Here is a 24,010-nt window from a genome sequence, read left to right on the forward strand (position 1 = left end):
CGGCCGGTCAGAGAATCCACGGCCACGGAATGACGACGCCGGAATTCGTGACCGCTCCATCGGAGATCAGGACATCAAACTTCCATTCGTTAATCAGTTTCGTTGCATTCACCTCTTCCGCGTGTCCGTCGGCGAAGGCGAGCCGTCCGGAACCGTGGCTGATGGAGAGGCCGCCGTCTTCGATCGCTTTGCGCGGATGATACGTCCAGATGCCCTGTGCCGGCAGGTCCGCAGTGTCGCCGGCTCGCCGGGTCTCGCCGAAGAGGTGGATCCGGGCCGGACGCTTCATTCGTTGAAAGACGACTACCGCCTGTCCGCCGGTTCCTTTCTGGTAAAAGTTCCCCAGTGTTGGAACAGCTGAATTGATGTTGTTCTGATAATACCACGCCGAATCCACGACGTTCATCATGCCGTACGAGGAGAACCAGTGCCAGGCTTCCTCCGGCTTCAACAGCGGAGCGTCGGAGCAGAACAGAACCGATTGCGACAGGTATTTCCCCCGGGTCAGGTTATAGACCCAGAATTCGCTGTCCCACAGGTACATCAGCATTCCCTTGTTGTCGTTGGAATACAGGATGCCGGAAAGCATGACCTGCCGCAGATTGGAGCTGCAGCGGCTCGCTTTTCCTCTGTCCCGGGCCCGTGAGAGCGCCGGCAGCAGCATCGAGGCGAGGATTGCGATGATCGCAATCACCACGAGCAATTCAATGAGCGTGAAACGGAAGCGGCTGCGGAGCGGACGGTGACGATGGGAACGGATTGAGGAAAACATGGTCGGTTACTCCCTTGCTGTTGTCGATTTGTTTGTTCCTGTCTGGCTATATTATACTTGATTTTTATGTTTTCAGGAATATATTGATATGGTAATATCATATATAATTTCTGAACAGGAAGTCCCGGTGAAAAATATTCTCTGTGCGTTTGCGGAGCCGGAACCCGGCATTCTGGAAGAGCTTTTCGTCTACGGCCGGGAGCATGGCTGGCAGCTTGAACTGTGCGGCAGGCGGCTGCCGCCGGGCTGGACCGGGGATGGCGTATTGACCGATTATCTGAGCAGCGGAGAGCTGCGCGGAATCCGGAATTTCGACCGGACGCCGGTCGTCTCCCGCGAGCTGCATCCGGAGAATAATGTCAGGACGGTCGCCGGGGATACCGGAGCGATCGCCTCCATGATCGCGGAATATTTTATCGGCAAAGGATTTACCCGGTTTGCTGCGGTCGATGCGCGGGAATGGCCGGGCGGCAGCAGCGGATTCCTGCCGGATCCGGTCAAAGCGCTCGGCATTGTCCTCGCCGGGCATGGCCTGTCGTTCGATGTCTGCTACTGGAAGCCGGATCTCGAGTCGGATGAACTGGCCGATTACGGCATGGTGATGCGGAAACTGCGCGCATTTTTCCGGCGGCTGCCGAAGCCGATCGCGCTTCTGGTTCCGAACAGCCGTTATCTCGCCGTCACCTACCGCGTGCTCGCTTCGCTGCGCATCAAGGTGCCGGAAGAGGTGGCGATTCTCTGCAATACGGATAACTCCTTCATCACGGAGAATGCGTCGGTTCCCACCACACGGATCAACGGAGAACTGCATGAAGTCGGCCGGAAAATGGCCGAGCTGCTCGACCGGATGCTGCGCGGGGAGGCCGTGCCGCCGGAACCGGTATACGTTGCTCCGGCCGCAATCGTGCCGCGGCGCAGCACCGACGTACTGGCGGTCCCGGATGTGAAACTGGCGACCGCCGTGAGCTTCCTGCTGAGCAGCTACATGAATTTCATCAGCGTTGCGGACGCCGCCCGCGCCGCCGGGATTTCCGGCAGCATGCTGAACCGGAAATTCCGGCAGCATCTCGGCAGGCCGCCGCTGCGTTTCCTGCTGGAACTCAGGATGAACCGCATCCGCGACCTGCTTGACGGAACGGATCTTCCGCTTCCGGAGATCGCCATGCAGACCGGATACGGTTCTGGCATGGCGTTGTCGCTCGCTTTCAAGCGCGAAACCGGCATGACCCCCGGCGCCTACCGCCTTTCCCGCCGCATGAACCGGCCCGATGCCGGAACATAGTTCCCGCACTGACGCTCCGCCGGGCGGCAGTGAGAACGCTTCACTCCCCCGGATAAAGCTCGGGGGCGATGTAAATCCGGCGGCTTGCACTGCCCGGACAGGTGATCCGCCGCAAGCACTCCTCCGCCGCCGCGACTCCGGCCAGCCGCAGGTTGATCGCCAGGGTCGGCAAATTCCGGTGCGGACGGTCGACGAACAGCGGATGCCCGTCGAAACAGAGCACCGGATAATCCCTCCCGAGCTCTCGGCCGGTTTCGGCGTGATAAGCTTCGGCCGCGGCGAGGGCGGCGGCGCCGCAGGTGAAGTAGATTCCGCGCTCCGGACGGTATTCGCCGGGCGTGTCGTCCGGCGGAAAAAGAAGGGTCCCGACGCTTTGCCACGCGTCACGGAACAGCTGCTCTCGCAGCCTGTGGGCCGGCCGGGCATGTCCAGCGACCGCGACTTCGCGGACTCCTCTTTCCCGGAAGAAGCCGACGGCCAGCTCCGTCGCCCGGAACGGGTCGAGCTCGATCAGCGAGAAAAGTCCGCCGCAGGAGTCGTGCATCGAAAGTCCGACTGCCGCGCAGACCGGGCGCGGTGACGACAGAATCCCGTCGTAACCGCCGAGCAGGATGACGCCGTCGAAGCCGCCCGACAGCGCTTCGAGCCGCGCATCGCTCATCTCTTCGAAGCGCATCGGAATCGTCGTCAGTTCGATGCCGAGCTCGTCCGCCGCATCGAGAATGCCGTTGACCGCGATTCCTGTGCAGGTGTTCATGGCGTTGACGCCGAAAGTGGCGGCGACGGCGGCGATCCGGAAGCGCCGGTCGGCCGGGCTGCGTTTCTCGGCCACAAAGGTGCCGGAACCATGCAGGAAAGTCAGCATTCCCTTGTCGGCCAGCGCCTTGACGCTGCGGCGCGCCGTGCTCACCGAGACGCCGTAACGTTCGGAAAGTTTCCGCAGCGACGGAATTTTCCGTCCCGGACCGTAAGTGCCGCAGGCGATCTTCGAGGCGAGATCGCGGATTACCGGTGCCGCTTTTTCTTTTCTGCCGGGCGGTTGTTCCGTCATCGTGAGGCCTCCCTCAGAAGCGCAGCTCCTGCCACGCCGGTTCGAGTTTTTTCAGCGGGCCGCGCACGGCCGGAGTCACTTCCGGCGCGAAAACCGCGAGACGGCACTCCTCGGTCAGCAGCCAGAATGCTTCAAGTTCGGGCTTTTCCGTGATTTCGCTCACGCTCTCCGCCGCGATGTAGAAGCGGTCGAGGTATGCTTCGATCGTTTCGAGTTTCGCCTCGTCCCGGGCCGGACCGGAGGAGATCCGTTCCGCCCGCAGCTTTGCGCCGCGCAGGTAGCGGCTGTAGGAATCGAACACGGCCGGACTCCGGAGAAAATGGCTGCGGAACAGGAATCCAAGCTGCCGTTTCAAGTCGGCGCAGCTGATTCCGGCGCGCGGCTTGACCTTGTTCATCAGCTCTTTGACTTGCCGGTAGGCCGGGTAGAGCGCTTCGAGCTGCTTCTGCAGCTTGTCGAGTTCCTCGCCCGCATATTGCCGGGCGTGCTCGGCCGCGATGCCGAAGGCGAGCTCGTCGCGGATGTTCCACGGTTCGTCGTTGAAGGCGGCGAGCACCGCCCGGTCGAGCAGGTCGTCGGCATAGTCACGGTAATTCAGAAACCACGACAGCTCGACCTCGCGTGAAACCCGGATGGTCCGCTTCAGGAATTTCAGCTGGCCGGCCTGTTCGAATTTGAAGAGCCGCAGCAGCCCGCGGGCATGGTGGAGCCGCGCTTCGGATTCCTTCAGATAGAGTGCCTGACCGACTTTGTCCCCTTCGTCGCAGAGCGCCGGGAACGCGGTTTTTCCGCTTGCGTTCGGAAGGGCGACTTCGGGCGGCATGCGTTCGATGCCGGGCCAGGTCGTTCCGCCGGAGACCGTGAACTGCTTTGCTCCGGCGACGGCACGGCTCAGCCGCGAACCCTGCCGGAAGCTCTCCGGAATCTCGCTGTGCAGCCTGACCGTCCTGCCGCCGGCGTCGACTTCGGCGAGCTTCATCTTCAGGTGACCGGGCAGCCGGGAGTCGTCGAAGTCGCCGGGGGCGACGTTTTCGCCGGTCGTTTCGCACAGGAATTCGGCCAGCGCGTCGGTGAGCGGCTGTTCGCGGAAGATCCTTCCCGTCTCGAGCGCTTCGCGGAAGCGTTCGACCGTCTCCGCGACCGGGCTCGCCTTCTGGCGGACGGCCTTCGGCAGCGAACGGATCAGCAGTTCGACCTTGTCGCCGAGCCAGCCCGGAACGAGGTAGTCGAGCGCCCAGCCCGGCAGCAGGTTCATGCGGTCGGAGGGGACGATCAATGTCATGCCGTCATCCGGCTCGCCGGGGTCGAACTTGTAGTCGAGCCTGAACTTCTGCCCGGAGAAAGTCAGGCTGTCCGGGTAGTCGCCGGCGTTCCACTTCACGAACTGCTCCTGCATCGCATCGGCGCGCGGAATCGAATAATCCTGCGGATCGCGTTTTACCGCCTCTTTCAGGCTCCGCGTCGAATTGATGTCGGCCGGGAGCAGCAGCAGATAGTGCTCCGCCACCGCGCCGGGATCGAGCACCGTCCCGGGACGGCGCAGCTTCTCCTCCAGCTTCGCAAGAGAGCGGAGCACCTCGACATGTTTTTCAACCCAGGTTCCGGGGAGGTTCAGTTCGCCGGTCGCCAGCGCTTCGCGGATGAAGATTTCGCGCGCCTCGACCGGATGGCTCTTCGCATAGTGAACGCGCCGCCCGTTGTGGATCAGCAGCCCGCCGAACGTCAGCCGTTCGCGGGCGTAGACGAAACCCGATTCCGGGTCCCACTTCGGCAGGTCGTAGATTTTCGAGCAGAGATGCGGCGCGGCGATTTCGAGGTATTCCGGCTTGATCTCGGCGTTCTGCCGCGCGAAGAGGCGGCTGGTTTCGACCAGCGCGAACGACAGCAGCCAGGCCGGAACCGGCTTCTTCTTCGCCAGCCCGGACCCCGGGAAGATCAGGAATTTCTTCCCGCCGGTGCCGAGAAAGTACTGCTCCTCCGGCACATAGTGCGCGATATGGCGCGGAATTCCGGCCAGAATCGACTGATGAAGCTGATCATAGGGCGTGTTTTCGATGACCTTCGGAACTGCGGCATTGCTCCACTTGAGTTCCGCCGCATTGCCGGCGAGGTCTTCGACGAGGTTACGCCATTCAAGCATCCGGTTGAAATGATAGAAGTTCTTTTTGCAGAACTGCCGGAGCAGGCGGTTGCTGGTGCATTCGGCGGCGGCCGCGTTCCAGAGATTCAGGATCGACAGGAAATCCGACTTCGGGTCGCGGAATCTCCGGTGCGCTTCGTCGGCCGCCTGCTGCTTTTCGAGCGGCCGCTCCTGCGGGTCCTGAATCGACAGATAAGCCGTGATGACCAGGAGCTCGGGCAGCACGCGCCGCGTTTCCGCGAACGACAGCATCCGGCCGAGGTGCGGGTCGATCGGCAGCGCGGCGAGTTTCCACCCCTCCCGCGTCAGGTGTCCGGCCGGGTCGAGGGCGCGCAGGTCCTCGAGCGTCCGCAGCCCCTCGCGCACGGCGGCCGGGGGAGGCGGGTTGATGAACGGAAAACGGTCGATGCGCGGCAGCCGCAGAGACGCCATCTGCAGAATCACTCCGGCAAGTCCGGTCCGCTTGATCTCCGGGTCGGTGTAGGCGCTCGCCCGCGCGAGGTCGTCCTCGCTGTAAAGGTGGACACAGACGCCGTCGGCGATTCGTCCGCAGCGGCCGCGCCGCTGGCGCGCGCTGGCCTGGCTGATCGTTTCGATCTGAAGCTCTTCGATCTGGCTGCGCGGATTGAACCGCTTGATCCGCGCCAGCCCCGAATCGATCACAAAGCGGATGCGCGGAATCGTCACGCTGGTCTCGGCCACGTTCGTGGCGAGAATGATGCGCCGCTCGCGTCCGGGGCTGAACACCTTCTGCTGGTCGGCGGCCGAAAGCCGTCCGTAGAGCGGCAGCACTTCGGTGTTGCGGTAGCCGCGGCCGGTCAGCAGATCGGTCGCGTCGCGGATTTCGCGTTCGCCCGGCAGGAATACGAGGATGTCGCCGCGCGGATCGAGCTCGGTCACGAACTCCGCCGCGCGGCCGATCGCGCTCGAAAGGTCCTCGTCGGCTTCGGGCGGCATATAGACGTCCTCGACCGGGTAGGTGCGCCCTTCGATCGACAGCACCGGGGCGTGGAAGAATTCCGCGAAGCTCTCCATGTCGAGCGTCGCCGACGAGATGGCCACCTTCAGGTCAGGCCGGTGCGGCAGCAGGTTTTTCAGGTAGCCGAGGATGAAGTCGATGTTCAGCGACCGTTCGTGCGCCTCGTCGATGATCAGCGCCTCGTACCGGCGCAGGCTCCGGTCGTTGCGGGTCTCGGCCAGCAGGATGCCGTCGGTCATGAACTTCAGCACGGTCGAACTTTTCGTGCGGTCGTCGAAACGGACCTGATAGCCGACTTCGTTCCCCAGGTCGCAGCCGAGCTCCTGTGCCGCGCGCCTCGCCATGGCAGATGCCGCGAGCCGGCGCGGCTGGGTGCAGCCGATGCGCCCGGTCCGGCCGTACCCGAGCGCGAGCGCGATCTTCGGCAGCTGGGTGGTTTTGCCGCTGCCGGTATCGCCGGCGACGATGATGACCTGATTGTTCCGCCACGCCTCTTTGATCTCATCGATGTGGCGGGTGATCGGCAGCTCTTCCGGGAACGCGATCCGGAGCTTTTCGCAGCTCGAGACGAGTTCGGGGCGCGGTACGGGGTTCTTCATGCCGACGGGAGCCTCTTCGAACGGTGCAGCCACGCGTCGAGCAGAAGCAGGAGCCCGAGCCCGCCGTAGCAGAACGGAACGAGATAGAACGAGTCGCGCAGCCCCCAGCTGTCCCCGACAACGCCCATCATGCATGCAAAGAATCCGCATCCCGGCACGCCGGCGCAGGAGAGCAGAATGTAGATCATCGTCGAATCCGAGTCCTTCAGCCGGTCGACGCAGTAGCTCTGGATGCTCGGCCAGAACGGCCCGGTCACGATCCCGAGGAAGAAGAGCAGCACGAAGAGAATCCAGACGCTCGACAGGAACGGCGGAAAGAGCCCGAGCACGGTGCCGATCACCGAGCAGAGCAGGATCAGTTGAAGCAGCCGGCTCTGCCGCACGAGCATGCCGGAACCCATGCGCCCGACGATCATGCCGCCCGCGAAGAACGCCGTGCCGAGCCCGCCCATCCACGCATCGGCGCCGTAGTCGAGCTGAATGAAGCTCGCCACCCAGAAGGTCAGGCAGAATTCGCCGCCGCCCGCCAGGAACATCGCCGCGAAGAAGAGCCAGAAGCGCTTGAGCCCCATTACATCGACCGCATGGCCGAAGACGGTTCCGAACGAAAGCTTCTGATGCCGCTCCGCACCGTACTTTTTCGACGGCAGCAGGTACATGAATGCCGGAACCAGCGCAAACAGCGAGCAGCCGGTGAGAATCCAGCGCCAGCTGACGCCGGCCGACAGCAGCGCCCCGGCGGCGAGCACGGTTCCTACCACGCCGACCGACCAGAAGGAGTGGGTGAAGTTGATGTAGCGCCCGGGCTCGTCCTGGTGCAGGTCCTGGATGACCGGCGTGGCGAGCCCTTCGACCACGCCTTCGCCGAGCCCGGCGACGGCGATGGCGGCGAAGAGCGGCAGATAGCCGGGCGACCAGGCCGCGCAGAGAATGCCGATGCTCATGAAGAGCATGGCCGCCCCGAGCGAGCGAAGCTTGCCGAAGCGGCCTGCCGCGAACCCGCAGAACAGCATCGCGACGACCATCGGAATGCTGCGGCCGAGCTGCAGCGCGCCGCCCGCTCCTTTTCCGCCTTCGGCCAGCGGAAAATTCAGATCCTGCGCGAGAGAGACGAGCACGACCGGAACCGCGACGGAACAGGCCGCATAGGAGCCGAAGCAGAAAAAGTTCGCGAAATCATAACGGCCGAAAACCATTTTATGTGCGTGCATCGGGAACCTCTTTTTCAGAGCGAGCCTTTGGTGGAGAGGACGCCTTTGACCCGCGGATCATGCGTGACCGCCTGATCGAGCGCCTTGGCGAACGCCTTGAAAACCGCCTCCGCGACGTGGTGGACCTCTTCGCCGGCCATTTTCCTGACGTGCAGGTTCATGCCGGCCCTGTTCACGAGCGCCTGGAAGAATTCGCAGAAGAGCCGGGTGTCGAGGTCGCGGATCATCGGGGCCGGGAAATCGACGTTCCAGACCAGGCAGGGGCGGCCGGAGAGATCCAGCGCGACGAGCGCGAGCGTCTCATCCATCGGCAGGATGCAGCTGCCGTAGCGGCGGATTCCGGCCTTGTCCCCGAGCGCCTGCGCGAGAACGTCGCCGAGGACGAGCCCGAGATCCTCCATCGTATGATGATAATCGACCTCGATATCGCCTTTCGCTCTGACCGTCAGATCGAAGAAGCCATGTTTTGCGAAGAGTTCGAGCATGTGGTTCATGAACGGTATGCCGGTGTCGATCGAGCTTCTGCCTTCGCCGTCGAGGTCGAGGGCGATGAAGATATCGGTTTCCCGGGTCTTGCGGGCGACTTCGCTTTTTCGCATGATGAATCCTTAAACGTGCATTTTGATTGTAAATGCCTATAATATAATGCGGAAAGCGGAGCAATGCAATACGTCCCGCACCCTTATTTCACGGAAACCGGCGCCTGTTTTCTCCATGTGGACGCGGGGCTGGGCCGACGCACTACATCAGCCCCGGTCCCGTATGGCGCGCGACACCATGCAGACTGTCTTGGTGTTATTTGATAAATAATGTGGTTTTTTTGTATATATTGTATAGACAAATATAGTCGATATTATTTTGTACTGCTCGACGTATTTATACTTTGAGAATAGGATTGTTTTTTGTTTTTTTTCTTGTAAAAAATACTTTATCCATGGATTCGCTATTGACATTTATAATTGAAATGAATATAGTATATATAGACAAAATAAACTTATTCAGATATACAAAAGGATTCGACATCAGCTGTATGGGGGAGCCGGGAGCTGAGATTTATCGGGACGGAGTGCCGGGCGTATTCGCATCACCGTATCATTGCGGTTATGTTTTTTAACGGAAATGTGCATTTTTATGGAGGTGGTATGTCGTTTTGCCGGAGTTTGGGGATTGTGATCGGTGCGGCGGTGCTCTGCTGCGGTTTTCAGCTCAGCTGCCCCGCGGCCGAGTGGAAGCTCAATACTGTTTTACCCGCTGATATTCTGCAGGGGTGGGGGGCGGCCGAGGTGAATCGCTCGGTAGCGGGTAATCCGCTGCGGGTTGGCGGTACGGCGTTCGCGGAGGGGATCGGTACTCACGCGAACGGGGAGATCCGGCTGTTACTCGACGGCACCGCAAAGCGGATCATCGGCGCGGTCGGAGTGGACGACGGTTGCGGCGGCGGCGGTTCCGTCCGCTTTCTGCTGCTCAACGGGGATTCCGGCAAAACGTTGTGGGATTCCGGTGTACGGCGTTTCGGCGACCCGGCCCGGTGGTTCGAGGTTCGGCTCGATGGTGTGCGGAAGCTGCTGCTCCAGTGCCACGACGGCGGGGACGGCATCAACTTCGACCATGCCGACTGGCTTGATGTGAAAATCGAATATGCCGGCGAAGCCCCGGCGGTGCAGGGCAGCCCGATGTCGGTGATCACAGCCAATGCCCGCTGGGATTTTTTCGGCATGAAAGGGGAGCGTCTGCTTCAATCCGGCCTGCAGCCGAAGTCCGGCGCGCCGCAGCCGAAGGTGGACGCAGTGCGGCCGTATCCGCTCGCTTTCCGGAATTTTACCCTTCCGCCAACGTTGCGGGTCGTGCAGTCCGACGGCTCGCACAATCTTGATTTGCGGCTGGCCGGCTTCTCCGTGCAAAAGAAGGACGGCGGCGGCGTGGTCCGCAATATCTATCAGTTGACCGATCCGATTTATCCGGTCGAGGCGCAGTTGACCGTCACCGGTTATGTCGGCTGCGATGTGTTCACTTCGCAGCTGTCGGTGAAGAACTGTGGCGAAAAGCCGGTCGAACTGCTGGTCCGCGACGCGGCATTTGCGGCGCTTCCGGCGGGGACGCCCTTTGCGACGACCTTCTCCGGCGGCTGGGAGGAGGAACTCAAGCATTGCCGCGAATTCGAGCTGCCGCCCGGCACGTTTTCGAATGAAAACAGCGGAATCGCCCACACCGCCGTTCCGAAATTTCCCGGCGTATATCTGAGTGTCGGCGGCCCGGCTCAGGAGGAGTCAGGGACGGTGTTCGCCGCGATGGTCGGCTGGAGCGGCAGCTGGCATTACCGGTTGCACCGTACGGAGGACGACCGCAATTTCTTCTTCGGCGGCGCCTATCCGGACCCGGTTCGGCTTGCGGCCGGGGCGGTTTACGACTCCCCCGAAATCGTGATGACCGTCACGGACGGCGGTAAGGGGCAGGCCGCCCGCAATCTGCACCGCTGGGCGCACCGGTACGGCATTGCGAACGGGAAGCGGGAACGCCCGGTGGTCCTGAACAGCTGGGAGGGCGTCTACTTCACTTTCGATGAAAGCAAGCTGATCAGCATGATGGACGGCGCGGCCGCACTCGGCGCGGAGATGTTCGTGCTCGACGACGGCTGGTTCGGGAATAAGTATCCGCGCAACGATGACCGGGCCGGACTTGGCGACTGGCAGTGCAATGAAAAGAAGCTTCCCGGCGGCATCGAAAAACTGATCGCCGAGGCCGGAAAGCGCGGTCTGGCTTTCGGCATCTGGGTCGAGCCGGAAATGGTCAACCCCGTCAGTGAGCTTTTCGAGCGGCATCCCGACTGGGTGATGGCTGCTCCGAACCGGGAGCTGATTTTGCAACGCAACCAGTATGTTCTCGACTTGAGCCGCCCGGAGGTGGAGGAGTTCGTATACAACACGGTCGCCGGGCTGTTGAAAAAACATTCCGGCATCCGTTACGTGAAGTGGGATCACAATGCGTTCGGCCGCAATGCCGGATCTGCGGCATTGGCTGGTGACCAGGGCGCGCTTTCCGACCGGTACAACGCAGCTTATTACCGGATTCTCGCCCGGCTGCGCCGGGAATTTCCGGCTGTGATGTTCCAGCTTTGCGCTTCCGGCGGAGGTCGGGTGGATTACGGTGCGATGCGGTATCATGAGGAGTTCTGGCCCAGCGACAAGACCAACGGCATCGCCCGGATTCCGATACAGTGGGGATACAGTCATTTTTTTCCGGCCAACGCCATGGCGTCGCACATCGGGCGTCACGGGGAGGGAGACTTCAAGCTGCGGGTCGACATCGCGATGACCGGCAGACTCGGCGTGGAGTTGTCGCCTGACGCGGTTTCGGCCGCCGACCGCGAGGTGATCAAGCGCGGTATCGCCGCTTACAAGGAGCTGCGGCCGATCCTGCATTGTAGCGAGCTGTATCGCGGGCGCTCCCCGCATGAGTCGCGGACGACCGAACTCACCTTCGTTTTGCCGGATAAGCGCAACGCGGTGTTCTTCGGTTTCCGTCGTGAAGGGAAAGCGGCGAAGGAACTTCTGAAGCTTTCCGGGCTCGATCCGGCGTTGCGTTACCGGGTCGAGGAGAGGAATCCTGATGATACACCCCGGCTGCAGCCGGCGGTCCGCACTGGAGCGGAGCTGATGGAACGGGGGCTTGAAATCGACTTCCCGCCCCGGCCGTCGAGTGTTGTTGCAAAGCTCACGGCCGAAGAGTGAGCTGTTGCCGGCGGTATTGGGCTGTTCTTCCGGATTCAAATCGGTTTGTCCGAGTACGGTGCGGCAGCTCTCGCAGGAGAAGCCGCCGCCGATATGGTGCTTTTTTCGTTTTTTCCGTGCCGTCTCCTTTTCGGATTCGGAAGGTGTGCCGTGAAAACGATTGCGGGAGAACTTCAAAAGGTACGCACTGAAGCGCAGGAGTATGCGGAAAAACTGAAGCGTTCGACCCGGATGTGGGACCTGGTCATCAACGCGCTGCCGGTTCACATCTTTGCCAAGGACCCGGCCGATGATTACCGGTTTGTCTTTTCGAACAGAGGAATGCAGGACTTCACCCGCCTGGGCGATGAGGAGATCCGCGGAAAAAACGATTTCGATATCTACCCGGAGGAGATTGCGGCGGTCATGCGCGGGGATGATGAAAAGAACATGCTGGATTTGGAGCATGGCACCGAAAACGTCCTTCCTCTGCCGGACGCGGAAGGAAAGGTTCATTCCATGCGCGTGATCACCTGGCCGTTCGTGGAGGCCGACGGATCCTGCCTCCTGATCGGGGCGGCGTTTGACGTCACCGAACTGGAGCAGGCCAGGCACAGCGCGGAGGAAAGCGCCGAGTGGTTCCGGCTGACCTTGAACAGCATCGGCGACGGCGTCATCACGACCGACCGGGCAGGCAGAGTCACGATGATGAATCCGGTGGCGGAACGGATGCTGGGCGTTACCGGCAAAGAGGCGATGGGGCTGCCGCACGATCAGATTTTCCGGATTTACAATTATGACAACGACCAGCCGAGCCCCTCGCCGGTGATGCGGACGCTGCGGACCGGCGTGATTGTCGAACTCGCCAATCATACCGATCTGATTGCCCGCGACGGAACCCGGTATCACATTGCCGACAGCGCCGCGCCGATCTTCGGGCCGGACGGCAAAATACTCGGCGCGATTCTGGTGTTCCGCGATGTGACCGAGGAGTACGCGCAGCGCAACCGCCTGCGTTATGCCCATGCCCAGCTGGAAGCCGGGACGAAGATTTCCAGATCCGCGACTTTCGTGTTCAATCCCGCCACCGGGGAAATTGCCGGTTCGAGCATGCTGTCGGAACTGCTTCCCGTGACCGATGGCCGCATCGGCGCGATCGACGGCTGGGTTTACGGGGAAGACCGCCCCGCGATGCTGGCGAAGTGGGAAAGGCTCGCCCGGGGGGAAATCTCTTCTGAGACCTTCGATTACCGCACAAAAGACGAGCACGGGTTTCATTACTTCCGCTTGAATTCCTCCGTCGACCGGAGCGATCCGAAGCAGGTGATGTTCACCGGCGTGGTTCAGGACGTCACCGACATCCGCCGGGTGTTCGACCGGCTTCAGGAACAGCGGAATCTGTGGGAAAAAGTGATCAACTCCATTCCGCTGTGCTTTTTCGCCAAGGATGCCGACGACGACTTCCGGTATGTGCTCTGCAACCGGACATTCGCCGCTTTTGTCGGGCGGACGCCGGAAGAGGTCGTCGGCAGGAGTGACGCCGAATTGTTCTGCCGGCCGGAAGACGCTGAAATGTTCCGCTCCCGGGACGAAAGGATCATGAAAGAGCCTGAGGGGGAAGGATTTGAGGAAGCCGTTATGGATTTCCGGGAAAATCTCCATTATCTGCAGACGGTCAAGAAACCGTTTGCCGGCGCGGACGGGCGCCGCCTCCTGCTGGGCGCGTCTTCGGATATTACCGACCTGAGACAGCTGCTCTCCTGCGAGAAACTCAACAGTGAAGTGCTGTCCGCCATGGCGGCGAACGACGACCCGGATGCGATGTTCGAAAACATGGCCGGGATTCTGATGAAACGCATGGAGTGCGACCGGATCATGCTCGCCTGCTGCGACCGGAAGGGACTGCTCCGTCTCCGGAACGAATGGCTCTCGCCCGGAACGGTCTCCATCCGGGAAACCGGGCTCGAAAAACACTATGAGCTCTGGGACCGGAATATTCAGGCCTTCCACGAAAACCGGATTCTGAAAACCTCCGACGTCACGCAGGCGGAGTTCTGTCCCGGCCTGAATCGGGACGACAAGTACCGGACCATATCGCTGATCGTGGTGCCGGTATTCGTCGATGAACAGCTGTGGGGCGCGCTGTTCGTCTCTTATTCGCGCGTCCGGCGGGAGTTCAATGACGTCGACGAGCGGATCATGCGCGGCTGCGCCAGCGTCATATCGGCGGCGCTGGTTGCGGAACGTCAGCGGCATGCGATCCGGCAGGCCAACCATGAACGGCAGCTGGTGCTTGACAATATTCATATCCCGATCTGGCTCCACGACAATCGCGGGGAGCTGATCCGCGCCAATACCGCGGTCGGCGATCTTTTCGGCATTCCCGCGGCGGAATTGACCACGGAAAAGAACCGTGAACTGCTGGCTCCGGCGTTTCCGCCCGGCACGGTGCAGCCCATCGAGGAATCCCTGAAGACCGGCCGGGCGGTTCACCGGGAAATGCGGCTGCCGGGGCGCGACTACATCATCTCCGCCGAGCCGGTGTTCGATTCGTTCGGACACCTGACCTATATCGTCAAATCCGCCATCGACATGACGGAATTCAATGAGCTGCTCTCCAGCCGGACGGCTTTGAACACCTGTCTGGAAACCCTGATCGGAGAACCCGAACTGGAAAAGGCGCTCGAGAAGGTGCTGCAGACGCTCTGCGCACACCTCGGAGCCTCCCGTGCCTGTATTTTCCGGTTCGATGAGGACGCGCATACCATGTCCGCCAGGTGGAATATGTTGAGAACAGGGGGGATACGATCTTCGGAGGCGCCGGCGGACAGCCCTGTTCCGCGTTTCCGGACTGGCCGGACCGCTTCAGGACGGAACAGACGATTGTCATCGATGACGCTTCCCGGGCGGAGGCGGAGGAGTGCGGCTGGCTGCGGGACCGGAAAATCGGCCTGGCGGACATGGGTTCGATTTGCGCGGCCCGCCTGATCGTCCATAAGCATATCTGGGGCTGCCTCGGATTGATCTATGAACGCCGGCCCCGCCTGCCGGAGGAGGAAGCCCTTCAGCTCCTGCAGTCGTCCGCCCATTTTATCGAGATCATGCTGCAGCGCCGGCAGTCGCAGGATCAGCTGGTGGACGCCATGCGGAAGGCGCAGGCGGCCGATAAGGCCAAGAGTTTTTTCATCGCCGGCGTCAGCCATGAAATCCGCACGCCGCTGAATGCGGTCATCGGCTTTTCCGACCTGCTGCGGGACGGCGGCATACCGGAAGCCGAAGCCCGGGAGTATCTCGATTCGATTTCCTATTCCGGCAATGCGCTGCTGCAGCTGATCAACGATGTGCTGGACCTCTCCAAGCTGGAGGCGGATCAGATGAAGATCGAACCGGCTCCCATCGATTTCCGGGAGCTCGGCGAAGAGGTCATGAAGGTATTCCAATATCGCGCCGGAGAGCAGCAGATCGAGCTTCGCGTCGAGATGCCGCCCCTGCCGGAAATGGAACTGGACAAGCTGCGGGTGCGGCAGGTTCTGTTCAACCTGATCGGAAATGCGGTGAAGTTCACCTGCGAAGGCTCGGTGACCCTGAAGGCGGAGTATCAGCCGGATCATGACGGAACCTGCGAGTTTACCTTTCTGGTAATCGACACGGGGCCCGGCATTGCGCCGGAAGATCAGGCCAGGCTGATGGAACCGTTCGTTCAGCTTTCCCGCATCCGGGGGGCTGCCGCCGGCAACAGCGGAACCGGCCTGGGGCTGACCATCTCCAGGCGGCTGATCGAAAAAATGGGTGGCACGCTCTGGCTGAAGAGCGAACCGGGCAGGGGGAGCGTTTTCGGGGCGACGCTGCGCCATATCCGCATATCGAAGGAGAGGAAGCCGGCTGAGCCGTCGGAAGACAAGGCTCCTGCCTGCGGCCGGGCTTCCGCGCTTTCCATTCTGATCGTCGACGACGTGGCGATGAATCTGAAGGTTATGAAGGCGCTCTGCCGCAAGGCGGGAATCGAAAAAATCGAAACCGCCCTGTCCGGAAAAGAAGCCCTGGCCCTGCTTGAAGCGCACTCTTTCGATCTGGTGCTCACGGATATGTGGATGCCGGAAATGAACGGTGCGGCTCTGGCCGGAAAGATCCGTGCCGACAGGCGTTTTCAGGAGATGCCGATTCTGGCCGTTACGGCGGACGTGGAGGCCAGGGACAATTTCCCCCTTGAATTCTTCAATGGAGTCCTTTTGAAGCCCGTAACCCTCGAAAAGATCCGTAAAATGCTGGGGAGTGTTCAGGGGATGGGGGGGTAGGCATTTGATCGCCGTGCGAACGGCGGGGGAGGGGAGGAGGCCGGCCGGGGCGTCTGCCCGGCGCAGGACGAATACCGGCGGTATTTTCGCTTTCGGCAGGTTGAAAAACAGGCGAACCGGTGGTATTTTTCCGTTTTACAACGAAAAATGTGAGTGACGATTTATGGAAATACGGAGACGTTCCGGCGGCAGGCTGTCGCCGGAAGAGGCGGAACGGCTGGAGATTTGCGAAACCGCCATCGATTCGGGGTTGAAAACCTTCTGGGAGGTCGGCATCGCGCTTGCCGAAGTCCGGGATAAACGGCTGTGGTACGGTTCGTACGCAAGCTTTACCGAATATCTGGACAAAAGGTGGCACCTGCGCCGTTCGTACGCGGGCAGCCTGATACTGGCCGCGGACATCCGCATGGAACTGGCCGACCGGGTCGAGGAGCGCAGGGAGAAGCTGCGTGCCGCCCGTTCTGTCGAAGCCTCCGTGACGGCCGGAGAGGACGACCCTCCGCCGTTTGACCTGCCGGATTCGGTTGAGAGCGCCTGCGCGCTCGGCAAACTGAATACCGACGACAGGGTTCGGGTGCTGGAAGAGCTGAAATCCCGGGAGCTGCCCGCCAGCAAAGCCAACATCCGGCAGGTCGCGGACCAGATTCTGCCCTCGCCGCCGAAGGTCCGGAAGCTCTCCTACGGCATGATCCGCAGCGGCATCGATGCGATCGTGCGGCAGGCGGAATTCTTCGACGCGCTCAGCCCGGACCGGATCGGAGAGTTGTTCCAGTCGCCCGGCCAGCGGGAGCTGGCCGTTGAAGCATTGAAAAAAATGGCCGATATTCTGGAAAAGCATCCCGCTTGCGGAGAGGGCGCATAGGCGGAAAGTCTCTGACGGAAGTGACGGAGACGGCCGGTCGCGGCATGGCGCGGCTCCCCCGGCGGTTCCGCGCCGGGGGAGTTTCGTGCTGGACAGGAGATTATTTTACGATGATGTTCCGCTTGAAGTATTTGCGCAATACTTTCTGCCGTGGAGTCGTTTTTGCCGGCCTCATATTGCCGATCCGGTCGCCCTCCATTTCGACATTCCAGACCGGGGATTCGCGAAAGGAGTGGTAAGTCCAGTCCCAGCCCAGCTCTTCGAATGTTTCGATGCAGTCCTCGAGATACTTTTCCGCGCCCGGTGCCCAGGCGATGGCCGAGAATTCCCCGACATAGATTTTACAGTCGTGCCGCTTCTGGAAATCGATCACCGGTTCCAGTTCCCTGCGAATCCGTGCCCTGTTCCACTGTGCGTCCTCGATTATTCCCGGGTAGGCTGCAGCAGTCCCGGAGCCGGAAAGCCGCTGGTGGGTGTAGCTGAGCGGCATGTACATATGCACCTTGTAGATGATGTTGTGCATCCGGAGCGGGGAAAGGTAAGCGAAGGTCTCCGGCCGGTCGGAACGGTTTGACTCCACCATGATCGGCGTATCGGGATCGATTTCCCGGATCGCTTCAGCCGCCCGCCGCTGCAGATTCCAATAATCATAATCCGGCAGTGCCGGCAGCGACTGCACCGGTTCATTGATCAGGTTGTAGGCGTAGAGCTGGCTGTGCCCCTTGAATCGCGTGGAAATCCGTTTCCATACCTCGATGAAATGGTCGCCGTACTTTTTTTCGTTGAACATGCGCATATTGTCGGGGGTATTGCGGCCGCCCGGAGGACAATGAAGGTCGATCACAAACCGGATGCCGAACTCTCTGCCCCAATCCATCGCCTGTTCGAGGTTGTCTAGCTTGCCGGCCAGCCATCCGTCCCACTCTTCAAGGTCGAGTTCCGTGCCGACGGCACCCCAGTTGCGGCTCATCTGGGCCCGGACCAGATTGACGTTCCACTCATGCAGCGTTTTCAAATCCTCATAGGTGATTTTGTGCGGCGACATGACGCCGCGCAGGCGCGGGAGGGAAGCGATTTTTTCCGGATACTTCACTTTCCACTCCCGGTTGATCCGGTCGTCCGGTGAAAAAAGCGTACCGATCCGCAGGGAGGCAAGGTCGAATTCCACCTTGCCGTAACTGTGTTGAAGCCCCATCGACAAGGTTCCGGCCGTCACCGTCTCCGGGAATTTCACCGTAAATCCGGTCCAACGCCAGCCGTCGCTGTCTCCGTACATGCCGTTTCCGCCCGGCCAATAGGTTGTTCCGTTCGGAACAGCCTGGTATCTGAGCATGAATTTGATTCCGTTCCAGGGCTCCGGCGGTTTCGAGACACCGGTCCAGCGGCATTTGACCGCAAAGCTGACCTCCTTGCCCCGGAACGGAGCCAGATCCAGCTCCCGTTCCAGCCAATTCTGCTCCATCTCTGCCCCGCTGGGGACTTCAACGGCAGCGAGATCGCCTTTCAGCCGGCAAAACTCTCCTTTCCGGAGCCAGCCGTCATCGGCCGGTACTGCATGAAGAAGCGCGCAGAAGAGGAGAAGAAAGGTGAAAAACAGTTTTCGCATATTGAAGAGTTCCTGTATTACATGACCGGATTCAAGCTGCCCCAGAATCGGGTGATCTGAATATCTCCGCCTCCCGGAATCGCGGCGCCCCGCATGAAAACGACATGACCGTCGGCGAATCCCACGTTGGCGCCGCTGCCGTGGCGGAAGACGTCTGAAGGCAGGGGAAAATCGTTATTCCCCTTCCGGCCGACGAATTCTCCCCGCATTTCGATCATCGGGCTTTCATTGATCGCGTTTTCACCCCGATTCATATCCGCCACTGCGAAAAGTTGACTGGGTGTCTGGATTTTCGATACGTTTTTCCGCTGAGAATAACCGATTCGCTTGACGGGGTCATAGGTTGCGTTGATTCCGTAATGCTGCCCGCCTCCGGCCCCGGACTCCCCGTGTTTCAGGCTGGGCGCAGCCGGGCAGGCGAATGGTGCATAAGGCTTCCCCGGTACATTTTTCGCCGACTGCCAGGCTCCCCACGGTTCGGCGGTCGTACCGGAACCGCCGGCATAGAGCAGATCCTGCCAGAAGATCTTGCCGCCGGCATGGGCGGGCGGTATCGCGCCGTTGTGACTGTCGGTGTACATCGTCATGGAGAGCATGATCTGTTTGATATTGTTGCCGCAACTGCTTGTACGGGCCTTTTCCCGCGCCTGATTGAGCGCGGGCAGCAGCATTCCGGCCAGGATCGCGATGATCGCAATCACTACCAGCAATTCAATCAATGTGAAACAGCGGACTGCCGCCGATGTGCAGTTCACCCGGTTTCTTCCGGCCGGGCGCGGCATGGCGCGGTTCCCGGACAAACCGGAATCGACGGCGGCCTGATCGGCGTAGGGGCATTGCTTTTTTCTCATGATAATCCTCCTTTTGACATTTCGGGAAATTGGTTAACTAGTTTAGATTGTCGGGTCGACAAATGAAAATCTCTTTGTTGCCGTATTCATGCCGGTGTGGATTGAGCGGGAACGGTTTTCCCCTGCAGTTCAAGAGAAGCGGGGGGCTGTTTTTTCTTCAGCCATTCGAGGAGCAGCCGGACCGAAGTCCGCCCCTGATCGGCCGGCAGGTATTCGAACGAGGTAATGGGCGGAGTGAAGTCCGCTGCCGTGGCAGAGCCGTTGATGCCTGCAACCGCAAAATCATCCGGTATGCGGAATCCGTTTCGCAACAACATTTTCGATGCACAGACCGCCAGATAGTCGCTGACACAGACCAGTGCGGAACCGGGTCGCAGTTTGCCGGTGTCGAGCAGTTTCTGAGTGATTTCCGCAGCGTGGGTTCCCCCGTAGGTGGTGCGGTAGACTCGATCTTCCGGGAATTGGAGTCCGGCCTCGGCCATTGCTGTGCGCATTCCGCGTTCGCGCTCTTCGCCGGGGAATCCGCTCCTGTTGACGAGGAAGAAGTGGAACTCCCTGAAACCATGACGGATAAGGTTTTCGGTTATCGTATGACCCGCGGTGAAGTTGTTGGCGTTGACCACCGGAATTCCCAGCCGGGGGGAGACTCCTATGCCGATGACCGGCCAATTTTCGGAGATGATGCGTTCCAGGCTGGCGGCAGGCAGCTCCAGGCCGTAATAAATGACGCCGTCCACCTCGTGGGTGAGCAGCCAGTCGAAGATGATTGACTCCGACTGGTCCGGCCGGAAAACTTTGATGGTGGTCCGGAATCCCGCCTGATCCGCGTCATCGACGAGCCCGCCGAGAAGCTGGGCCGTCGCGCCGTCTTCAACCCGCTCGAGCAGGATTCCGATGTTCTTCGCCAGGCGGCTGTTGAGCCGCTGCGCGTGAATGTTCGGGCGGTAATCGACCTTCCGGCAGAATTTCAGGATTCGTTTCTCCTGCTCTTCGCTGATGCCCACCTGGCGCGCCTTGCCGGAGAGCGTCAGCGACACTGTCGTTTTGCTGACCCCGAGTTCCTGTGAAATTTTTGCCAGAGAATAGTGCGGATGCATTGGTTTTCCTTATCTAAACTAGTTATATTATACCATATCCGACCGTCAATGTCAAGAGGGCAGACAAGGGAAAAACGTTTTTTGTTTTCTGGGCCGGCTTGAATGTCCGGACAGATTTCATGGCCGGCCGATACGCCGGGGATATGCCGACCGGGAGCACAAGGGGGATTCCGGTTCGGAACATCCGCTGCGAATCGGCGGCTGCGGCTGTCGATGCGGGGCGGATGAGCGGCCGGCGCGAGTCCGGCGAGGCTTTCACGGGAGTCGGTGATTGTGGGGACATGCGGCGGGCCGCCCGGAGTTGCGGTCGATTCAGCAGAGCCGGGCCGGAACGTATCCGGGCGGCTCTGCGTCCGTGATCAGGCTGGAGAGCGCCGACAGCGGCCCGATGTCGAAGAGGCCGGATTTGCCGAACTTGTCCGCCGTCAGCAGCAGGTAGGAGTCGTCCGCGATTTCGAGCACGCGGCGCAGAAAGTACGAGTGGTTTTCATGGCGTGAGAAGAAGCCGGCCGGCGCCGCGCCGAGCGCCGACAGGAACGCTTTGCCTATCTTCAGCCGGTCGAGGTCCGCGAGCGTCGCCGCCCCGAGAAACGCATTCAGCTGCACGTCGTAGTTGCCGCCGAGCGCGACGAGGAAGTAGCCGGTCGGGAACAGCGGGAACTCCCGGATCACCAGCAGCGAGTTCGTGATGACGGTCAGGTTCGAAAAGCTCGCCGCCTGCAGCTCCTTCGCCAGATAATAGACCGTGGTCGAGGAGTCGAGAAAGATGATGTCCCCGTCCTCGATGCGCCCGACCGCTTTTTTTGCCACGGCGATTTTCGCCTCCCGGTTCCGGTCGATCCGGTCCTGATAGCGCGAATAGACTGCGTGTTCGGCGTTCTGCGCCTCCGCTTCCGGGAGCGCGGTCACGCCGCCGCGCACACGCCGAAGCTTGCCCTCGCCGACCAGCGATGCGATGTCGCGGTGGATCGTCGCGTGCGAGACCTTGAACGCCTCTTTCAGCTCCGCGATGGTACAGCTGCCGCGCTCTCTGATATAATTTGAGAGCTGTATGGAACGTAGATTCGTCATGATGCGGTTACTATACCGCTGCCTTTCTGAAAAAGCAAATGATATTTGTATCAAATCGTATCATATTGTTTCAAAAATATATCAATATTTATCATTTCAACTCTTGACAAAGGAGACGCGGCTGGCTATATTGAACATTGAAATTCCAGTAAACACGGGAGGATGAACCGCCATGAACACCCCTGAATTTGTCGCGCTGGGCTATTGCAGCAACGACCATCTGTGCCGGATTCCGGAGATTCCGGGCGACGGCAAAATCGAGATGACCGAATACCGGATTCAGGGCGGAGGTCCGGCCGGGGATGCCGCGGTCGGCGCGGCGCGGCTCGGGCTCTCCGCCGCCTTCGTCACGAGCGTCGGCGACGATATGGACGGACGGCTGATTCTCGCGGATTTCGCGGCAGAAAAGGTAGACACCTCCGCCATCCGGGTCCGCAGGGGCGGCCGCAGCCCGGTCGCCTGCTGCTGGATCACGCCGGACGGCAGACGCAGCGTCGCCTGGACCAAAAACAACCTTGAGCTCCTGAAAAGCGATGAGATTCCGCTTGAGATGATCCGCCGTGCGAAAATACTGCACCTCGATGGACACCACCCGGACGCGGCCGTCGAGGCGGCGCGCGCGGCGAAAGCGGCGGGCGTGCTCGTGAATCTCGACGCCGGGACCTTCACGCCGCGCATCGGCGAGCTGCTGGAGCTGGCCGACATCCTGATCGCCTCCGAATTCTTTGCGCGCAAATGGAGCGGCGAAAGCGAACTGGAAAAAGCGCTCGCCGGACTGAAAACGCTCGGGGCGAGGGTGACCGGCGTGACGGCCGGCAGCGCGGGTTCGATGCTGATCGCGGAGGACGGAACGATCCTCCGCTGTCCCGCCTTCCGCGATTTGCCGGTGGTCGATTCGACCGGGGCGGGGGATGCATACCACTGCGGCTTCGGGGTCCGGTATCTCGAAACCGGCGACCTGCGCGAATGCATGCGTTTCGCGTCGGCGTTCGCCGGGCTGAAATGCGGAAAGCTCGGTGCGCGGGCCGGACTCCCGACCCGCAAAGAGGTTGATGAGTTTCTCAGGAATCATTGAGTTTCGGAAAAGGCAGGAAAACAGAAAATGGCAAAACAGTTCAAGATCGGCTATCTCCCCCTGACCAAGGCAAACTGGACCAACGAAACGCTCGAGGCGGCCCGCCGGGAGGCGAGGGCGTATCTGCAGAGTCTCCCCGGCGTCGAAGTCGTCGGCGGGGACCGCATGATTGACTTTGAGGAAAAAGCGGTCCGGGAGCTCGGCTTTTTCGAGCAGGAGCGGCCCGACCTCATCGTGGCGCACTTCATGACCTTTTCGCTCGGCGTGATCGTGCCGATGTTCGCGCAGCGGCTGAAGGTTCCGGTCGTCCTCTGGTCGATGAAGGAGCCGGACCCGAAGGGCGGCCGGTTGCAGAACAACTCATTTTGCGCGGCGAATATGAATTCCCACTTTCTGTACCGCATGCATGTGCCTTATTTTCACGTTCATGCGGAGGTCGGCTCCGAACCCGCGAAGCAGGGACTCGAAAAGGCGATCCGCGTGACGAAGACCGTCAATACGCTCGGCCGGATGCGCATCGGCGTGATCGGCGGGCGCGTCCCCGGCTTCTTCACTTCGAGCTGCGACGAGATGCTGCTGCGCACGAAGATCGGCCCGGAGGTCAAGTTCATCACCGAACACGAGGTCATCGAAACCGCGCGCAAGCTGAAGCCGGAGGAGCTCGACTCCGCCATGAAAACCATCCTTTCGGATGCGACGGTCCATCCGACCGACGGCCCGAGCGACGAACAGCTCCGCAAATCCGCCGCGCTCTTCGCCGCCGTCGGCAAGATGAAGGAGAAGTTCCTCGTCGACACCTTCGCGATGCGCTGCTGGCCGGAGTTCATCGCAGACGACCTCTACGGCATCGCGGTCTGCTCCACGATCGGCCACCTGACCAATCACGGCTTTCTGACCGCCTGCGAGGGCGACGCCTACGGCGCGGTCATGATGCGCATGGCGCAGGAACTGACCGGGGATCTGCCGTTCTTCTGCGACATGATCGTCATGGAGGGGGATTATGGCGTCGCCTGGCATTGCGGCGCGGCCCCGGGCAGACTCTGCCGGCCCGGCTGCCGGCCGCAGCTCTGCCGCAGCGCGACCGTCGAGGGCGGCGGCGTAAAAGGCGTCACCGGCGAATTTCCGCTGAAGCCGGGGCGCGTCACGCTGGCGCGCCTCGGGGAGAAGCGCGACGGCGACGGTTTCCGCATGCTGATCGCCACGGGCGACGCGCTTGATACGGAACTCTTCGTCCGCGGCAACCCGGTCAGAATCCGGTTCGATGCAGGGTGCGACAAACTCCGCGAAGTCGTCATCGGCCAGGGGTGGGAGCACCATTACGCGCTGAGTTACGGTGACATCGTTCCGGAACTGCTCGACATCTGCCGCATCCTCGATATCGAACCTGCGGTCGTTCAATAAGCGGAAAGGGA

General features: G+C 61.0%; 16 protein-coding genes. 7 read left to right on the top strand and 9 right to left on the bottom strand.

Annotated elements, in window-relative coordinates:
* Nucleotides 1–7: 7 nt before the first annotated feature.
* Nucleotides 8–772 carry a type II secretion system protein gene (locus FYJ85_RS13050; RefSeq protein WP_154419068.1) on the bottom strand — a complete coding sequence of 255 codons (765 nt, stop codon included), beginning with the start codon at nucleotides 770–772 and terminating at the stop codon, nucleotides 8–10.
* A 127-nt stretch (nucleotides 773–899) separates the two neighbouring features.
* Between FYJ85_RS13050 and FYJ85_RS13055 the strand changes: the two genes are divergently transcribed.
* Nucleotides 900–2,054: a helix-turn-helix domain-containing protein gene (locus FYJ85_RS13055; protein ID WP_206213169.1), complete on the top strand. Its 1,155-nt coding sequence runs from the start codon at nucleotides 900–902 to the stop codon at nucleotides 2,052–2,054.
* A gap of 40 nt (nucleotides 2,055–2,094) precedes the next feature.
* Here the strand turns inward: FYJ85_RS13055 and FYJ85_RS13060 are convergent, their stop codons facing one another.
* The 4 genes from FYJ85_RS13060 to hisB are packed head-to-tail and all read right to left on the bottom strand — an operon-like array spanning nucleotide 2,095 to nucleotide 8,636.
* The gene (locus tag FYJ85_RS13060) at nucleotides 2,095–3,105 is read right to left on the bottom strand and encodes a GntR family transcriptional regulator (RefSeq protein ID WP_154419072.1); all 1,011 of its coding nucleotides are present in this window, start codon (nucleotides 3,103–3,105) and stop codon (nucleotides 2,095–2,097) included.
* 13 nt (nucleotides 3,106–3,118) lie between these two features.
* Nucleotides 3,119–6,823 (bottom strand): ATP-dependent RNA helicase HrpA, encoded by a 3,705-nt coding sequence (gene hrpA / locus FYJ85_RS13065; protein WP_206213170.1) that lies wholly within the window; start codon nucleotides 6,821–6,823, stop codon nucleotides 3,119–3,121.
* A complete protein-coding gene (locus FYJ85_RS13070) occupies nucleotides 6,820–8,034 on the bottom strand; it encodes an MFS transporter (RefSeq protein WP_106055590.1) in 1,215 nt (404 codons plus the stop codon). Before FYJ85_RS13070 ends, hrpA begins: the two co-directional genes overlap by 4 nt.
* 14 nt (nucleotides 8,035–8,048) lie before the next feature.
* The gene (gene hisB / locus FYJ85_RS13075) at nucleotides 8,049–8,636 is read right to left on the bottom strand and encodes an imidazoleglycerol-phosphate dehydratase HisB (protein WP_106055591.1); all 588 of its coding nucleotides are present in this window, start codon (nucleotides 8,634–8,636) and stop codon (nucleotides 8,049–8,051) included.
* Nucleotides 8,637–9,176: 540 nt separating this feature from the next.
* Here hisB and FYJ85_RS13080 point away from each other — a divergent pair.
* The 4 genes from FYJ85_RS13080 (at nucleotide 9,177) to FYJ85_RS13095 (ending at nucleotide 16,898) form a co-directional block, all read left to right on the top strand.
* Nucleotides 9,177–11,762 carry an alpha-galactosidase gene (locus tag FYJ85_RS13080; RefSeq protein ID WP_158704382.1) on the top strand — a complete coding sequence of 862 codons (2,586 nt, stop codon included), beginning with the start codon at nucleotides 9,177–9,179 and terminating at the stop codon, nucleotides 11,760–11,762.
* A 150-nt stretch (nucleotides 11,763–11,912) separates the two neighbouring features.
* Nucleotides 11,913–14,729 carry a PAS domain-containing protein gene (locus tag FYJ85_RS13085; RefSeq protein WP_206213171.1) on the top strand — a complete coding sequence of 939 codons (2,817 nt, stop codon included), beginning with the start codon at nucleotides 11,913–11,915 and terminating at the stop codon, nucleotides 14,727–14,729.
* Nucleotides 14,630–16,036: an ATP-binding protein gene (locus FYJ85_RS13090; protein ID WP_338116707.1), complete on the top strand. Its 1,407-nt coding sequence runs from the start codon at nucleotides 14,630–14,632 to the stop codon at nucleotides 16,034–16,036. Before FYJ85_RS13085 ends, FYJ85_RS13090 begins: the two co-directional genes overlap by 100 nt.
* Before the next feature lie 163 nt (nucleotides 16,037–16,199).
* A complete protein-coding gene (locus FYJ85_RS13095; protein WP_154419082.1) occupies nucleotides 16,200–16,898 on the top strand; it encodes a hypothetical protein in 699 nt (232 codons plus the stop codon).
* A gap of 100 nt (nucleotides 16,899–16,998) precedes the next feature.
* Here the strand turns inward: FYJ85_RS13095 and FYJ85_RS13100 are convergent, their stop codons facing one another.
* From FYJ85_RS13100 to FYJ85_RS13115, 4 genes are all read right to left on the bottom strand, one after another.
* Complete coding sequence (locus tag FYJ85_RS13100; RefSeq protein WP_154419084.1) at nucleotides 16,999–18,504, bottom strand: glycoside hydrolase family 5 protein; 1,506 nt, start codon at nucleotides 18,502–18,504, stop codon at nucleotides 16,999–17,001.
* 17 nt (nucleotides 18,505–18,521) lie between these two features.
* Complete coding sequence (locus FYJ85_RS13105; protein WP_154419086.1) at nucleotides 18,522–19,355, bottom strand: prepilin-type N-terminal cleavage/methylation domain-containing protein; 834 nt, start codon at nucleotides 19,353–19,355, stop codon at nucleotides 18,522–18,524.
* A gap of 86 nt (nucleotides 19,356–19,441) precedes the next feature.
* Entirely contained in the window at nucleotides 19,442–20,452 is a 1,011-nt protein-coding gene (locus FYJ85_RS13110) for a LacI family DNA-binding transcriptional regulator (protein WP_154419088.1), read from the bottom strand.
* A gap of 312 nt (nucleotides 20,453–20,764) precedes the next feature.
* Nucleotides 20,765–21,523 carry a DeoR/GlpR family DNA-binding transcription regulator gene (locus FYJ85_RS13115; protein WP_106055595.1) on the bottom strand — a complete coding sequence of 253 codons (759 nt, stop codon included), beginning with the start codon at nucleotides 21,521–21,523 and terminating at the stop codon, nucleotides 20,765–20,767.
* A gap of 172 nt (nucleotides 21,524–21,695) precedes the next feature.
* On the opposite strand from FYJ85_RS13115, the gene FYJ85_RS13120 reads away from it, so the two are divergent.
* On the top strand, nucleotides 21,696–22,598 hold the full coding sequence (locus FYJ85_RS13120; RefSeq protein WP_154419090.1) for a carbohydrate kinase family protein: 903 nt from the start codon (nucleotides 21,696–21,698) through the stop codon (nucleotides 22,596–22,598).
* Nucleotides 22,599–22,625: 27 nt separating this feature from the next.
* Nucleotides 22,626–23,999: an L-fucose/L-arabinose isomerase family protein gene (locus FYJ85_RS13125; protein WP_154419092.1), complete on the top strand. Its 1,374-nt coding sequence runs from the start codon at nucleotides 22,626–22,628 to the stop codon at nucleotides 23,997–23,999.
* Nucleotides 24,000–24,010: the final 11 nt, after the last annotated feature.

The sequence above is a fragment of the Victivallis lenta genome (assembly GCF_009695545.1).
Taxonomy (GTDB): Bacteria; Verrucomicrobiota; Lentisphaeria; order Victivallales; family Victivallaceae; genus Victivallis; species Victivallis lenta.

Excerpts from the sequence above, each read along its gene's own strand:
- FYJ85_RS13050 (WP_154419068.1), bottom strand. The coding sequence starts at position 772 with ATGTTTTCCTCAATCCGTTCCCATCGTCACCGTCCGCTCCGCAGCCGC.
- FYJ85_RS13060 (WP_154419072.1), bottom strand. The coding sequence starts at position 3,105 with ATGACGGAACAACCGCCCGGCAGAAAAGAAAAAGCGGCACCGGTAATC.
- hrpA (WP_206213170.1), bottom strand. The coding sequence starts at position 6,823 with ATGAAGAACCCCGTACCGCGCCCCGAACTCGTCTCGAGCTGCGAAAAG.
- FYJ85_RS13070 (WP_106055590.1), bottom strand. The coding sequence starts at position 8,034 with ATGCACGCACATAAAATGGTTTTCGGCCGTTATGATTTCGCGAACTTT.
- FYJ85_RS13080 (WP_158704382.1), top strand. The coding sequence starts at position 9,177 with ATGTCGTTTTGCCGGAGTTTGGGGATTGTGATCGGTGCGGCGGTGCTC.
- FYJ85_RS13095 (WP_154419082.1), top strand. The coding sequence starts at position 16,200 with ATGGAAATACGGAGACGTTCCGGCGGCAGGCTGTCGCCGGAAGAGGCG.
- FYJ85_RS13100 (WP_154419084.1), bottom strand. The coding sequence starts at position 18,504 with ATGCGAAAACTGTTTTTCACCTTTCTTCTCCTCTTCTGCGCGCTTCTT.
- FYJ85_RS13105 (WP_154419086.1), bottom strand. The coding sequence starts at position 19,355 with ATGAGAAAAAAGCAATGCCCCTACGCCGATCAGGCCGCCGTCGATTCC.
- FYJ85_RS13110 (WP_154419088.1), bottom strand. The coding sequence starts at position 20,452 with ATGCATCCGCACTATTCTCTGGCAAAAATTTCACAGGAACTCGGGGTC.
- FYJ85_RS13115 (WP_106055595.1), bottom strand. The coding sequence starts at position 21,523 with ATGACGAATCTACGTTCCATACAGCTCTCAAATTATATCAGAGAGCGC.
- FYJ85_RS13120 (WP_154419090.1), top strand. The coding sequence starts at position 21,696 with ATGAACACCCCTGAATTTGTCGCGCTGGGCTATTGCAGCAACGACCAT.
- FYJ85_RS13125 (WP_154419092.1), top strand. The coding sequence starts at position 22,626 with ATGGCAAAACAGTTCAAGATCGGCTATCTCCCCCTGACCAAGGCAAAC.